14 protein-coding genes are annotated in these 14,118 nt (G+C 70.3%); 11 read left to right on the forward strand and 3 right to left on the reverse strand.

Annotated features, from left to right (window positions below):
• The first annotated feature begins 66 nt into the window (after positions 1-66).
• Genes Strain318_RS02820 through Strain318_RS02830 form a run of 3 tightly spaced genes read left to right on the forward strand, consistent with a single transcriptional unit; the run spans position 67 to position 2,090 of the window.
• Positions 67-1,257: a pyridoxal phosphate-dependent aminotransferase gene (locus Strain318_RS02820; protein ID WP_367887019.1), complete on the forward strand. Its 1,191-nt coding sequence runs from the start codon at positions 67-69 to the stop codon at positions 1,255-1,257.
• Between the two features lie 57 nt (positions 1,258-1,314).
• Entirely contained in the window at positions 1,315-1,815 is a 501-nt protein-coding gene (locus Strain318_RS02825) for a hypothetical protein (protein WP_367887020.1), read from the forward strand.
• Positions 1,812-2,090 carry an Lrp/AsnC family transcriptional regulator gene (locus Strain318_RS02830; protein WP_367887021.1) on the forward strand — a complete coding sequence of 93 codons (279 nt, stop codon included), beginning with the start codon at positions 1,812-1,814 and terminating at the stop codon, positions 2,088-2,090. Before Strain318_RS02825 ends, Strain318_RS02830 begins: the two co-directional genes overlap by 4 nt.
• Positions 2,091-2,130: 40 nt before the next feature.
• Here Strain318_RS02830 and Strain318_RS02835 read toward each other — a convergent pair whose 3' ends face one another.
• Positions 2,131-3,072: a hypothetical protein gene (locus Strain318_RS02835; protein WP_367887022.1), complete on the reverse strand. Its 942-nt coding sequence runs from the start codon at positions 3,070-3,072 to the stop codon at positions 2,131-2,133.
• 46 nt (positions 3,073-3,118) lie between these two features.
• Between Strain318_RS02835 and Strain318_RS02840 the strand changes: the two genes are divergently transcribed.
• From Strain318_RS02840 to Strain318_RS02860, 5 genes are read left to right on the forward strand one after another with little or no spacing between them, the layout of a single operon-like run.
• On the forward strand, positions 3,119-4,060 hold the full coding sequence (locus tag Strain318_RS02840) for a hypothetical protein (protein ID WP_367887023.1): 942 nt from the start codon (positions 3,119-3,121) through the stop codon (positions 4,058-4,060).
• The gene (locus tag Strain318_RS02845) at positions 4,057-6,018 is read left to right on the forward strand and encodes an ATP-binding protein (protein WP_367887024.1); all 1,962 of its coding nucleotides are present in this window, start codon (positions 4,057-4,059) and stop codon (positions 6,016-6,018) included. The genes Strain318_RS02840 and Strain318_RS02845 overlap by 4 nt, the downstream gene beginning before the upstream one ends.
• A gap of 28 nt (positions 6,019-6,046) precedes the next feature.
• A complete protein-coding gene (locus Strain318_RS02850) occupies positions 6,047-7,246 on the forward strand; it encodes a metallophosphoesterase family protein (RefSeq protein ID WP_367887025.1) in 1,200 nt (399 codons plus the stop codon).
• Positions 7,243-9,681 carry an AAA family ATPase gene (locus Strain318_RS02855; protein WP_367887026.1) on the forward strand — a complete coding sequence of 813 codons (2,439 nt, stop codon included), beginning with the start codon at positions 7,243-7,245 and terminating at the stop codon, positions 9,679-9,681. Before Strain318_RS02850 ends, Strain318_RS02855 begins: the two co-directional genes overlap by 4 nt.
• Before the next feature lie 13 nt (positions 9,682-9,694).
• A complete protein-coding gene (locus tag Strain318_RS02860; RefSeq protein WP_367887027.1) occupies positions 9,695-10,663 on the forward strand; it encodes a GNAT family N-acetyltransferase in 969 nt (322 codons plus the stop codon).
• Between the two features lie 4 nt (positions 10,664-10,667).
• Here Strain318_RS02860 and Strain318_RS02865 read toward each other — a convergent pair whose 3' ends face one another.
• Positions 10,668-10,844 (reverse strand): hypothetical protein, encoded by a 177-nt coding sequence (locus Strain318_RS02865; protein ID WP_367887028.1) that lies wholly within the window; start codon positions 10,842-10,844, stop codon positions 10,668-10,670.
• A gap of 318 nt (positions 10,845-11,162) precedes the next feature.
• Between Strain318_RS02865 and Strain318_RS02870 the strand changes: the two genes are divergently transcribed.
• From Strain318_RS02870 to Strain318_RS02880, 3 genes are all read left to right on the forward strand, one after another.
• Entirely contained in the window at positions 11,163-11,576 is a 414-nt protein-coding gene (locus Strain318_RS02870) for a 6-carboxytetrahydropterin synthase (RefSeq protein ID WP_367887029.1), read from the forward strand.
• Positions 11,577-11,652: 76 nt separating this feature from the next.
• Positions 11,653-12,213, forward strand: coding sequence for a GTP cyclohydrolase I FolE (gene folE, locus Strain318_RS02875; protein ID WP_367887871.1), 561 nt, complete (start codon positions 11,653-11,655; stop codon positions 12,211-12,213).
• The gene (locus Strain318_RS02880) at positions 12,210-12,929 is read left to right on the forward strand and encodes an SDR family oxidoreductase (protein ID WP_367887030.1); all 720 of its coding nucleotides are present in this window, start codon (positions 12,210-12,212) and stop codon (positions 12,927-12,929) included. Before folE ends, Strain318_RS02880 begins: the two co-directional genes overlap by 4 nt.
• A gap of 27 nt (positions 12,930-12,956) precedes the next feature.
• On the opposite strand, the gene Strain318_RS02885 is transcribed toward Strain318_RS02880, so the two are convergent.
• Positions 12,957-14,090: a carboxylate-amine ligase gene (locus Strain318_RS02885; RefSeq protein WP_367887031.1), complete on the reverse strand. Its 1,134-nt coding sequence runs from the start codon at positions 14,088-14,090 to the stop codon at positions 12,957-12,959.
• Positions 14,091-14,118: the final 28 nt, after the last annotated feature.

Raw genomic sequence — 14,118 nt, forward strand, 5'->3', positions numbered from 1 at the left:
TCGGTTTTCAATAATGGCGCACGCGGGGGCGCTGGGATAACGTTCGCGTCAATGGAATATAACCCGATGCCCTTCCGTCCGTCGGCGAATATCGCCGAGTTGCGCGAGTCCGCGACCATCGCCGTTTCGCAACGCGCCAAGGCGCTGAAGGCGCAGGGGCGCGAGGTGATCGATCTCGGGGCTGGCGAGCCGGACTTCGGGACCCCGGCGCCGATTCTCGAGGCTGCCAAGCGGGCGTTGGACGAGGGGGCGACGCGCTACACGGCGGTGGAGGGCATCCTCCCGCTGCGGCAGGCGATCGCGACGCAGGGCAACGCGTCGTTCAGGGGCACGGAGGCCATCGCAGCGACGGACGTGGTAGTGTCCTGCGGGTCCAAGCAATCGCTCTACAACGCCTGCGTGACGCTGTTCGGCCCGGGCGACGAAGTGTTGGTGCCGACGCCGAGCTGGACGAGCTACTACGAGATGGTGCAGTTGGCGCGAGCGACGGCGGTGGAGGTACACGGCGATCCGGCGCGAGGCTTCAAGGTGGACGTGGAGCGCCTGGAGCGGCATGCGACGCCGCGTACGCGCGGCCTCATGCTGAACTCGCCGTCGAATCCGACCGGCGCGGTGTACGCGCCCGAGGAGCTGCGCGCGATCCTCGACCTCGCGGCGACGCGCGGCTGGTGGGTGATCAGCGACGAGATCTACCAGCGCATCGCCTACGACGCGCCGGCGCCGGGCGCGCTCGACGTCGCCCCGCGGCGTGACAACCTCATCGTGGTGAACGGCGTCGCGAAGGCCTGGGCGATGACCGGCTGGCGCGTGGGCTGGACGATCTCGCCGCCGGCGGTCGCCAAGGCGATGACGGCCCTGCAGTCGCACACGACGTCGAACACGGCGACGGTCGCGCAGTACGCGGCGCTCGCGGCGCTCACGCTGGGCGAGCCGGTGGACGCGACGGTGCGCGCGATGGTGGCCGAGTTCAAGGCGCGGCGTGACGCGGCGCTGCCGATCCTCCAGGCGTCGCGGGCGCTCACGGTGTTGCCGCCGGAAGGCGCGTTCTATTTCTACCTCAAGGTGCCGGGGGCCGGGCGCGTGCCGGATGCCGGCGGCGCGTTCTGCCAGGAACTGCTGGAGAAGGCTGGGGTGGCGATCGTGCCGGGGTCGGCGTTCCGCACGCCGGACTGGGTGCGGGTGTCCTACGCGGCCGACAAGGCGCAGGTGATCGAGGCCGCGCGTCGCATCGTCGCGACCGCGGACGCGATGGCATGATGCGCTTCCGGCCGTCGCGCATCGCTACGCTGCCCTCGACCTGAACGGGGGACGACGATGGCATTCGACGTGCGGCTGGAGCCACTGGACGCGAAGGACCTGCCACCCATCGAGTATCGCTGGGATGCCGACACGGACATCCTCGTGGCGATGCTGCGGCCGGCCGGCGTGTCGGAGGGCGTGAGCGGCTCGCTGGATTTCGAGGGCTCGGACGGCTCCTGGCTCACGTTCGAGCTCGTGGACGGTCGGCTGGCCGCGGTGGAGGTCGCCGTCTGGCCCGACGTGAAGAGCGTGGCGACGCTCCAGGCACCGGAACCCACGTTGGCCGCGCGGGTGCGCATCCCGCAGCAGGGGGACGACCTCCTCACCGCAATGGAAGTCGACACCGCCATCCGGGCGGTAGCCGATGCCCCCGAACGCACGATACACTTCCGTATCGGTCCGACGCGTGCCTCACGGGCCGTGCATGTCGCCCGCGACCTGCTGCTCGAAGTCGATGCGAAGCAGCGCATCGCCGGCCTCTGGTTCCTCAACGTCCCGCCATTCCCCGCGCCATGATCACGACCATCGTCCTCATCCAGGCAGAGCCGAAGAGCATTCCCAAGACGGCGGCCGCGCTCGCCGGCATCGAGGGCGTGACCGATGTCTATTCCGTGTCGGGTGAATGGGATCTCATCGCGATGGTGAAGGTCGCGGAGTACGCGCAGATCGCCGAGATCGTGACGGAGAAGTTCCCGACGGTGCCGGGCTTGGTGCGCACCACCACGCTCACGGCATTCCGCGCTTACTCGAAGGCGGATCTCGAACAGGCCTGGGATCTCGGCGTCGACTGACGCCGAGCCGCCCCTTGGATCGCTTGGGGCGGCAGTTCGCTCAGCGGCGCTGGTCCGTGCACCACTCGGCGCTGACGGTGAACGCGTCGGCCCAGCGGGTGCCGTTGTGCTTGAGCAGCACCAGCGACGGAATGGCGGCGTAGCGCCACTGCTCCATCAGGATCTCCGCCTTCCCGTCGCCATCGAGGTCGGCGTAGTTGATCACGCGCCGGAAATCGACGGAGCGCGCCTCGCCCACGCGCGCGTGCTGGTAGCTCGTGGTGAACGTGCCGGCCGAGTCCTCGGCGAGGAGCACGAGTACCGCGGTGCTTCCGGCCCCGGGCCCCAAGTCGCCCGCGTCGGGGTCGATGTAGCTGGCAAGCAGCGAGCGGCCATTGGCGCCGACCCCGGTGCGCAGCCAGCGCGCGTGGAAGTCGAGTCCGTTGAGGTCCTCGGCGCCGATATCGGCGGCCGCGGCGACGGCGCTGGCCAGCGTCAGGCCCTGGGCCTCTGGATTGGCGGGGAAGGGCCGCGAGTCGGTGGGCTGCGCGAGCGGCGTGGAGGAGGCGAGGAACTCCACCGTTTCCTCGAAGGCCGCAGGATCGGCGAAGCGCGCCAACGCCTGCGGGACGACGCGGCTGCAGCCCGGCACCTCGTAGAGCGGCAGCGAGTCGGCCGGCCACATGCCGCGGACGATCTCGAGCTCCCCGATGGCGGCGCCGTTGCGGTACATCGGCAGCTTGCGGCCCGCGGCGAAGTACACCGAGTCGAGTTCGCGCCACCCGGCGTCGTCAAGCGTCAGCGGCTTGAGGCCGGTCGTCGTGACGACGCCGATCGGGGCAAGCTTCGGCGTCTCCCGGGGCCCGAACACCGTGAACAGGATCGTCGGCGACGTCGAGAGGTCGGTGAGGTCGCCCGCAGGGGTATTGCCGGGCGCCTGCGTCTGCTTGTCGCAGGCGACGGCGAGGACTAGGATGCTCGCGATGAGCGCGAATCGGCGCATGGTCAGAAGCTACGACCCGCCCCCGGGGGCGGCAACCACGCGCGCCGTGCTTCTCGCACTTCGTGACGGCGGCGTCGCGACCCAGGCGTCGACGCTCTCGCTCGAGGCCCAGCGCGAAGTTGAGGCGCCGCCGCGCGTAGAGCGTGCCACGCCCGTCGAAGGGGTCGAGATGCAGGCCCGGACGGTACCGGGCTACCCAGTGGTCGGCATCGCCGCGTTCCTCGACGGCATCCAGCGCTCGCACGTGCGGGCACACCTCCAGGGCGTGCCGGCCGTGCATGGCGCGGTCGCCGCGGCGGTGCGCATCCGGGCGGCTCGGCGCCTCTCGGCGTGGGTCCCGCCGATCCGGTCGCATGCCTTGTACCTGCCCCAGGCGTTGCTCGACGAGACGCTGTACGCGACGCTCGCGTCGCGCTGCACGGTCGTGGATACCTTGGCCGAGCACGACACGGCGCAGCCGCTGCCCCGGCATCCAGGTGACCTTTCGGCGCGCGCGTTGACCGCCGTGCAGCGTGACCGCGAGCGCGCCGAGCAGGCGCTGGCGTCCGCGTGGGTGCGTGAGCGACGAGACGCCCTGCTCATCGACGGCGGCATCGCCGGCACCGAGGAAGTCGCGCGCAGCCCGCAGGTGGTGGGCGTGGTCAAATCGCACCGCACGCTGTATGTGGCGGGCGATGCGATGGACACCGTGCTCCGCCTGCGCGAGGGTGAGCGCAGCACGGCGGTGGTCGTGGCGTCGCCGCGCCGCACGCCCATCGCGACCTGGTACCTGCGCTTGCGCGACGCCGGTGCCCGCGGCCCGTTCTTCGGGCTCGTCCGCGTCGAGATCGCCCTCGACGCGCCGGATGCGATCACGGCGCGCGCCGATCTGGTCTCGCGCTGGCTGCTCGCCGAGCGCGCGCCGGTCGCGCTCCCCGATGCACGCTGGGACGTGATGGTCTACGGCATCCGCGAGTGCGAGCAGTACCTTACCAGCATCCTGCAATGACCGACTCTCCGATCCTCGGCCGCGTCGTCGCCACCGAGCGCAAGCCGAACACGCCGCACGAGTTCCACTTCTGGACCGCGCTCGATGCTCCCGTGGGCATCGGGACGATCGTGCGCGTGGAGTCGGAGCGGCCGATCGCCGGCGTGCTGCCGACGGTCTACGGCGTGGTGACCGAAGGCTTCGGCTACACCGACCTGCAAACACCGCTGCACGACGTGCTCGGCGCCGACGGCGTGCCGGCTGCGAGCGCGATCGCGCCGACCGAGCGCACGGAGATCCGCCTGTACACCGCGGCGGTGCTGCGGCATGTGCCCGAGGAGCCGCTGCAGCCGGTGCCGATGGGCACGGTGCATCTGGCCACCGAGCAAGACGTGCAGCTGGCGCTGCGCATGGACAGCTACCTGCAGCCGGGCGCCGAGCGCGGGATTCCGGTCGGGATGTATCGCGCGGGCGGGACGCAGGCGGCGGTGCATCTGGACGCCGATTTCCTGCTCGGGCCCGAGGCCGCGCACCTGAGCATCAGCGGTGTGTCGGGCCTCGCGACGAAGACCAGCGCGGTCGAGTGGCTGCTGGGCAGCATCTTTGCGCACTTCCCGCAGGACAAGGACGGCGTGGCAGCGGTGTGCTTCAACGTGAAGGGCCCCGACCTCTGCTTCCTCGACCAGCCGGCGTCGTCGCTGAGTGATGACGAACGCGCGATGTACGCGGCGCTCAAGGTGCCCGCCGAGCCGTTCAAGGACGTGCACTACTACGCGCCGTGGACGGCGAAGGGCTTCCAGCTCGCGACGCTGCGCAGCAACGAGGCACTGCAGGACAACGTGCAGCCGCTGACCTGGGGTCTGCGCGAGACGCTGCAGTACGCCGAGGTGTTGCTCAACAAGGATGACGTCGACGCCAAGGCCGATGCGTTGATCGACTTCATCAAGGAGCGCGTGCTGGACCAATCGTTCAGCGACGCGCTGTTCGACGCGCCCGTCGAGGTGCGGAGCTTCGCGGACCTCGAGAAGTGGTTCTCGACGCTGCTGCGCGCGATGGAGTCGCGCAACGCGGACGTGTGGCGCACGCACCACGTGGCCACCATCCGCAAGGTGCGAAACCGATTGACCAATATCTCCACGCGCTGCCGCGGTCTCGTCACCGACGACGGCAGCGTCAGCGACCTGCCCTTCGGCGAGTTCCGTGACCGCGCCGTGTACGTGGTGGATGTGGCGAACCTCGAGGAGGATGCACAGGACCTCGTGTTCGCGCGCGTGGTCTCGCAGCTGCGCGAGTACCTCGAGAAGCGGCAGCTCGGCGTGTCGCAGGTCGTGGTGTTCGTGGATGAGCTGAACAAGTACGCGCCGGCCGACGGGCCGGACACGTACGTGCGCAAGATGCTGCTCGACATCGCCGAACGCGGCCGCTACCTGGGGCTCGTGCTGTTCGGCGCCCAGCAGTTCCGCTCGCAGGTGCATCGGCGCGTGGTGGGCAACAGCGGGACGGCGCTGTACGGACGCATGGACCCCGACGAGCTCGCGACACCGGGCTACCAGACCTTGGCGCCGGCCACGAAGGCGCGGCTGGCCACGCTGGAGAAGGGCCAGTTGATGGTGCGGCATCCGCACTTCGGGCAGCCGATCTTCGTGCGCTTCCCGCGGCCGGCAGTGCTCACCGGGCGCGAGGGCGTGGAGCGCTTCCCGCAGGCGGAAGAGCTGCCGCTCGATGCCGCCATCACCAAGGCGCTGCGCCGGCTGGACCCGAGCATCACGCTGAGCTGGGTGCAGGACAGCATCGCGCTGGCCGGCGACAGCGAGGACGACATCCTCCGCGCCCGCAACCGCACGCTGCAGACCAAGCCCGACGACGTGAAGGCGTTCTTCCGCGCGCAGCTGAAGAAGCGCGTGGCCGCCGAGCCGGCGCGGCGCGGCCCGGCACCGTTGCGGGCGGGGCCGCCGCTGGACGATCCCTACGGCGCTTAAGGCAGCATCGCCGTAGATTCCCCTCTGCGTGCGTCTCGTCCACCTCTCCGACCTCCACCTCGGCTTCCGCCAGTTCCAGCGGTCCACTCCCGCTGGCATCAACCAGCGCGAAGCCGATGTCGCGGCGTCGTTCACGCGCGCCGTGGACCGCATCATCGCGCTCGCACCTGATGTGGTGCTGATCGGCGGCGACGTGTTCCATACCGTGCGGCCGACGAACACGGCGATCCTGCACGCCTTCAACCAGTTCGCGCGCCTCGTGCAAGCGCTGCCCGAGGCTAAGATCGTCATCGCCGCCGGCAATCACGACATGCCGCGGTCCACGGAGACGATCTGCATCCTGCGCCTCTTCGCCGCGCCGCTCGGCATCTACGTCGCGGACCGCGAGGCGAAGCGCTTCACCTTCGAATCGCTCGACCTCGCGGTGCTCGCCGTGCCGGACCTGCCGCCGGGCTCCGTGGAGCTCGCGCCCGACCCGGCGTTCAAGTACAACGTGCTCGTCATGCACGGCGAAGTGCAGGGCGTGCTGCCGCAGGCCGAGCGCAGCGAGCATCCCGACCGCGCCGCGATGCGCATCCCCGTCGCCGACGTGAGCCGGCCAGGCTGGGACTACGTCGCGCTTGGCCATTACCACGTCTATGCGCGGGTCGCCGAGCACGCGTTTTACTCGGGCGCGCTGGACTACACGAGCACGAATCCCTGGGGCGAGCTGGCCGCTGAACGCGCGGCCAAACTGCCGGGCAAGGGCATGATCGAGCGCGACCTCGCGACGGGGAAGCAGACCTTCCACCCGCTGCCGGTGACGCGGCCGTTCGTGGACCTGCCGCCGATTGCCGGCGCGGGGCTTGCCGCGGCGGAGATCGACGCCGCGATACAGGCCGCGGTGACGAAGCTGCCCGACGGCGTGGACGGCAAGGTCGTGCGCCTCGTGCTGAAGGACGTGCCGCGGCACGTGGCCCGCGAGCTCGACCACAAGGCCCTGCGCGACCTGCAGAAGCGGGCGCTGCACTTCCAGCTCGATGTGCGGAAGCCGGAGGCCGTGCGCGTGGACCGGAGCGGCGCCCCGGGGCGCAAGGCCTCGCTGGCCGATACCCTGCGCGAGTCGCTGCGCGCGCGGAACCTGCCGAACGACGTCGATCGCGACGCCTTTGTCGCACTGGGGCTGCGCTTCCTCGAACAGGCCGAGGAGAGCGAGCCGCAGCCGGCGCTGCCGGGGAGCGACGCGTGAGACTGACGCGACTCAAGCTCACCAACTTCCGTCAGCACGCGGACACCACGCTCGAGTTCGACTCGGGGCTGACGGGCATCATCGGGCCCAACGGCGCCGGCAAGTCGACGATCCTCGAAGCCATTGCCTGGGTGCTCTACGGAGGCGCCATCCTCCGCGGCACCAACGACTCGATCCGCTTCCAGCGGGCGCCGGCACGCTCGCCGGTGCGGGTGGAGCTGGACTTCGAGCTGGGCGGGCATCGCTACCGCGTGGTGCGCGGGCTGTCGATGGCCGAGCTCTACCTGGACGGCGCGGCCGAGCCCATCGCGAACTCGGTGACGGAAGTGGCGAGCCTCCTGCAGCGTCGCCTCGGCATGACGCGCACGGAGTTCTTCAACACGTATTTCACCGGTCAGAAGGATCTGGCGGTGATGCAGGCGCTCTCGGCATCGGAACGCGCGCAGTTCCTCTCCCGCGTGCTCGGCTACGAGAAGCTGCGCGTGGCGCAGGACCTCTGCGCGGCGCGGCGGCGTGAGTTGACGAGCGAGGTCGCCGGTCTGCGGGCGGGCATGCCGGAGCGCGACGCGGTGCTGCGCGAACTGGCGCATGCGACCGAAACGCTGCGCGCGGCGACCAAGGCGACGGAGTCGGCGGAGCGCGCGGCGCGCGAGACGGAAGCGGCCTTCGCCGACATCGCGCCGCGCTGGCAGGCCGCGCAGACGGGGCGCGAGGAGCGGGAGCGGATCGAGCGCGAGCTCGCGGCACTCGCGGCGGAGGAGCAAGCCCTCGTCCGCAACCTCGAGAAGCTCGATCATGAGTTGGCCCAGGTGAACGAGGCCAGGACGCAGCTCGCCCCGATGCTCCCGGACCTCGATGCGCTGCAGCGCGCCGACGATGCGCTGGAGGCCCAGCGGGCCCTGCAGGCCAGCGATGGCCGGCGGCGCGCGCTGGAGACCTCGCGCACGAACCTCGGCACGGACTGCGCGGCGCTCGAGCAGGAGGTGGCGCGGCTGCGCGAGTCCGCCTCGCACGCCGAGGCGCTCGGCAAGGACGTGACGGACCGCCGTGCCGAGCTGGAGCGCGCACATGGCAAGCTCGAACTGCGGCGCACCGAGTGGGTGCGCGAGCGCGAGTCGGTGGAGAGCCGCCTGCGCACCCTCCGCGAGACCTATGCCGACCTCCGCGACCAGCGCGACGTGCTCTTGAATGCCGGCGAGGCGGGCAACTGCCCGACCTGCACGCGCCCGTTGGGTGAGCATTTCCGCGCGGTGCTGGAGACCGTCGAGCGCCAGTTGGAGACCGTCGAGGCGGACGGCAGCTACTTCCGCACGCGGCGCGACCAGCTCGAGGCGATGCCGGCGGACATCGAGCATCTCGACGAGCTGCGCAAGAAGCTCACCGCGGATGTCACGGCGCTGGAGCGGCGCCTGACGGAGGCGCAGCAGGACGCGCGTCGCCTGGTGGCGGAGGAGCAGGACCTCGCGGCAAAGCGCGCGCGACTGGCCACGGTGGCGGCGGAGCTGGCCTCGCTGCCGAGCGGCTACGATGCCGCGGTGCATCAGGCGCTCGACGCGGAGCGTGAGCGCTTGGTGGAGCGCACGACGATCGCGAACCGGCTCTCGCTGCGGATCGAGCGCGAGCCGGCGTTGCTGCGCGAGCGCGAGACGCTGCTGCGGCAGCGCGACGACCTGCAGGCGCGCCGTGAGGCCGCGGAGCAGCGGCGTGCGCGCCTGACCGTCCCCGATGGCGACTACGCCGAGCTGCGGCGCCTGCATGATGGCGTGGCAGCGGCGCACGCCGAGGCCAGCCAGCGCGCCGCGGCGGCGAAGGCCGCGCGGGATGTGGCCGCGGCCGGCGCGGAGCGCGCCGCCCAGGCGAAGGCGGCGTACGAGGCCTTGGCGGCGAAGGTCGCGGCGCTGGAGTCCGACCGCCGCGTGCACGACGAGCTGCACCGTGCGTATTCGGAACTGCGCAACGAGCTCAACTTCCAGCTGCGGCCGGAGATCGGCGAGATCGCGTCGGAGCTGCTGAAGACGATCACCGACGCGCGGTACACGGAGCTCGAGCTGGACGACAAGTACCGCATCCAGGTGCTCGAGGACGGCGTGCCGAAGCCGGTGATCTCCGGCGGCGAGGAAGACGTCGCGCATCTCGTGCTGCGGCTGGCCATCTCGCAGATGATCGCCGATCGCGCGGGGCAGGCGTTCTCGCTGCTCATCCTCGACGAGGTCTTCGGCTCGCTCGACGACGTGCGGCGGGCGAACGTGGTGTCGTTGTTGCGGGGGCTGGAGGATCGCTTCGACCAGGTCATCGTCATCACGCACATCGAGGGCGTGCGCGACGGACTCGATCGCGTCATCCAGGTCGGCGTGGACGAAGAGACCGGCGCGGCGAAGGTCACGCAGGTGGATACGGCGGTGGCGGCGCTGCAGGCCGCGGAGGCCGCGGCGTGACCCGGAGCGGCGCGTGAGCGAGCCGCAGGCCCAGGTCTCCCGCGTGAGCGGGCCGTTCGCGGTACGCGTCGAGGACATCGCGCCGCTCAACGCGATCTTCAGCGATGCGTTCAGCGAGCGCTACCGTCGCGACGGGATGTCGGGCGTGCGCGTGCCACCGCTCAACCCCGCGATCTGGCGCTTTGCGATCGAGTCGGCGGGCGCCGGGGCGATGCTGTGGCGCGACGCGGCGGGGGACATCGCGGCGTTCAACTTCGCCCATGCGCTGGGCCGCGAGGGATGGATGGGGCCGCTGGCCGTGCGCGAGGACCTGCAGGCGCACCGGCTGGGCCATCGCATCGTCGAGGCGGGCATCGCCCATCTCAAGCAGCAGGGCTGCACGACGATCGGCCTCGAGACGATGCCGCGCACGATGGACAACATCGGCTTCTACGCGTCGATGGGATTCGTGCCGGCGCCGCTGACGATTACCGTCACCATGGATGCGATTGGCGGCGTAGCGCCGCGCCTGCTCGGCCACGCCGGGAGCGGCGAGCGCGAGCGACTGCTAGGAGATTGCGCCGCGTTGCTCGCGCGCGTGCGCCCCGGGGCCGACTACACCCGCGAGCTGGCGCTCACGCTGCGGCACGGCCTCGGCGACGTCCTGCTGCACACCGCGGAGGACGGACAGCTGCGCGGCTTCGCGCTGTACCACGAGATCCCGCTGGTCGAAGGACGCAGCCGCGAGGAGCTGCGCGTGCTCAAGCTCGCGGTGGACGATGCGCGCGAACTCCCGGCGCTGATGCATCTCGTGCGGGTGCAGGCGCGGCGCAGCGGCACGATGCGCGCCGCGCTGCGGGTGCAGGGCGAGTTCCCCGATGCCCTGCGGGTCCTCGTGGCACACGGGGCACGCGTGCGCTGGACGGACCTGCGGATGACGCTGACCGGCTACGGCGAAGTGCCGACGCCCGTCGGCATGGCGATCTCCAACTGGGAGATCTGAGGCGTCAGCGTCCGCGCTGCTCGCCTTTGCGGGCGCGCTCGGCCCGCTTCACGGCACCGAGCACGATGAACATCACGCCAAGCGTGAGGAACAGGTGGATGAAGCCCGGGCCCTCGAACACGAAGGTCCCGAGGATCCACAGCCCGAGCATCGCGATGCCGCCGACGGTCAAGAGGTCCATGCCGAAACGTAACGATTGCGGCGGCGTCGTGTGATTGACGGGTTCGGGAGCGGCCCCTACTATTCCCCCACGATTCGTTGGGACAGGGAGAATTACTTTTTGAGCCGATAAGTCCTCCGAGGCGGATCCGACATCTCTGCCGACGACACGCCCGGACGCCGGGAAGTCGGACGTAGGGTGAGGACCTTAGCGTTCGACAGGGCTTCAAAAAACCCTCTCTGCTCCCTCTCTTTGCTGACGCGCCGCCCGGCAAGCCGGGCGGCGCGTCGGTGTTTTCCCCTCGCGGAACATTCGATTCCGCTGCAGGATTACGTAGCCATGCCACTCGTCACCGCCACCCGACTCGTCAAGTTCAACGCCGGCCACCGGGTCTACAATCCCGCGTGGAGCGACGAGCGCAACAGCGCGACCTTCGGGAAGTGCAGCAACCCGAACGGCCACGGTCATAACTACACGCTCGAGATCACGATCGAGGGTGAGGTGGATCCGGAGACGGGCTACGTCATGGACCTCGGCGAGCTCAAGCGCATCGCCGAGCGGGAACTTGTCCAGCATCTGGACCACAAGAATCTGAATCTCGACGTGCCCTTCATGGCGGGAACCATTCCCACTACGGAAAACCTTGTATTGGCATGCTGGCGCGTGCTCGCGCCCAAGGTTGCTCCTTCGCGCCTCGTGCGCCTCAAGTTGTGGGAGACGGAAAATCATTATGTCGAATACGATGGCCGCTGACCGGATCCAGACCGACGTGCGCAACGGATCCGGCGCCGACGCCTTCGAGGCGGAGGCCGCCTCGAACGCGGCGCGGATGGTCGAGTTCGAGACGCTGGTGCGCCGCGAGCTCGAGCTGATCGGCGAGGACCCGAATCGGGAAGGCTTGCTGAAGACGCCGGAACGCGTGGCGAAGGCGATGAGCTGGCTGACGCGCGGCTACGACATGGACGTCGCCGAGGTCGTGGGCGACGCGGTGTTCGAGGAACAGCACGAATCGATGGTCATGGTGCGCGACATCGAGCTGTATTCGATGTGCGAGCATCACATGCTGCCGTTCTTCGGGAAGGCGCACATCGCCTACATCCCGCAGGGGCGCATCGTCGGCTTGAGCAAGCTGCCGCGCATCGTCGAGGTGTTCTCGCGGCGCCTGCAGGTGCAGGAGCGGCTTACGGAGCAGATCGCCCAGGCCATCCATGACGTCCTCAAGCCCGAGGGCGTGGGCGTCGTCATCGAGTGCGAGCACCTGTGCATGATGATGCGCGGCGTCGAGAAGCAGAACTCGCGGACGATCACCTCGGCGCTGAAGGGCTCGTTCCGGAACGAGCCGGCGACGCGCGACGAGTTCCTGCGGCTCGTGTACGGTTCGGGGCGGTGACGCTGCCGCTGGCCGGACGCACGGCGCTCGTGACGGGCGCCTCGCGGGGCATCGGGGCGGCAGTGGCGCGCGCGCTGGCATCGGCTGGCGCGCGCGTGGCGTTGGTCTCGCGCTCGCAGGCGGCGCTCGAGGCCGTGGCGGCGACGCTGCCGCACGCGCCGGTGGTCATCGCCGACGATCTCCTGCAGCCGATCGCCGCGACGACGGTCGCGGCCGCCGCCACCGAGGCGTTCGGGGCGACGCCGGACATCGTGGTGCTCGCGGCCGGGACATTCCCGCTGGGGCCGGTGGATGCCATCGCGGAGGACGAACTCGAGACCGCGTTCGGCCTGAATGCCATCGCGCCGCTGCGGCTCGTGCGCGCCTTCCTCCCGGCGATGCGCGCGCGCGACACGGGGCATGTGGTCTTCCTTGGCTCGCTGGCCGACCGCCACGTGTTTCCGTCGAACGCCGTCTATGCGGCGACCAAGCACGCGCTGCGCGCGACGGCCGAAGCCGTGCGGGCCGAGTCGCGGGGAAGCGGCGTGCGCTGCACGCTCGTGTCGCCGGCGGCCACCGACACGCCGATCTGGGACCCGCACGATCCGGACGCGCAGGCTCACCTGCCGAATCGGGACGAGATGCTCCGGCCCGAGGACGTCGCCGACGCCGTGCTGTGGAGCGTCACCCGCCCGCCTGCCGTCAATCTCGACGAGATCCGGCTCTCGCGCAGTTAGCGGCGCGCGAGCTGGCGTGGGTGCCCGCTAGAGCGACGCCCCGCGCGAGAGCACGTCCTCCTCGAACTCCTCCGCGACCGAGCGCGCCACCTCGCTGAGCGAGTTGGTGGCCGCGTACACGGCGCGCTGACGCTCCGACGAGGTCGGGGCGCCCTCCGCGATGCCCCGCAGGTGCGCGGTGTGCCGCGACGTCCCGTCGAGATGGCCGTCGGCGACGAGCTCGTCGAGCGTGCGCGCGAGGTACTTCCGTGCCGGTGCGTGCGTGCCGTCATTCACGATGACGAGTTCGGCGTCCATGCCGTGCCGCGACGCACGCCACTTGTTCTCGCGCACGCGCCACATCGGCGGGAACGTGCGGCCCTGCCCGGCGGCGACCCGCGCACCGGCGCGCTTCGCCAACGCCTGCGCCAGCGCCACGATGTCCGCGGTCTCGCGCAGCGTCGCGAGGCCGTCGCAGATGCGGATCTCGATCGTCCCGTAGCGCGGGCTCGGCCGGATGTCCCACCAGAGGTCCTTCAGCGACGTGATGGCCTCGGCCTTCGTCAGGGTCTCGACGAGCTCGCAGAACTCGTTCCAATCGTGGACCAGCTGCGGACTCCCACCGGTCGGCAGCGCCTCGAACACCGTGACGCGCGACGAGGCGAGGCCGGTGGGGTCGCCCTCCCAGAACGGCGAGCTGGTGGAAACCGCGAGCAGCAGCGCCAGGTCGTGCAGGAGCTCGTTCTGGATGGCGATGGCGACTTCCGGGTTCTCCATGCCGATGTGCACGTGGAGCCCGAAGATCTGCAGGCGGCGCGCGATCCACTGGTTGCGCGCGATCAGGCCGTGATAGCGGTCGGCCGGGAACAGCTTGCGCTCCGTGTAGCGCGCCGTCGGGTGCGTGCCCGTGGCGATGAAGCGCACGCCGAGGCCTTTGGCGATGGGCAGCAATCGCTCGGCTGTGGCGCGGAGGTCGGCCTCGGCGTGCGCCGCATCGCGGCAGACGCCGGTGGAGAGCTCGATCATGCTCTGGAAGATCTCGGGCTGTACGGTCGCGGGCCCGGACCAGCGGTGCAGCAGTTGCGGAGCCTTGGGGGACAGCTCGTGGGTCTCGCGATCCACGATCTGCAGCTCCACCTCGACGCCGAGCGTGAACGGCTCGGACTTGGCGAATTCGAGCATGGGAGTCGGGGTGGGAGGAGGGCGCGCG

Origin of the sequence: Pseudogemmatithrix spongiicola, from assembly GCF_030623445.1 — a bacterium.
Classification (GTDB): Bacteria; Gemmatimonadota; Gemmatimonadetes; order Gemmatimonadales; family Gemmatimonadaceae; genus Pseudogemmatithrix; species Pseudogemmatithrix spongiicola.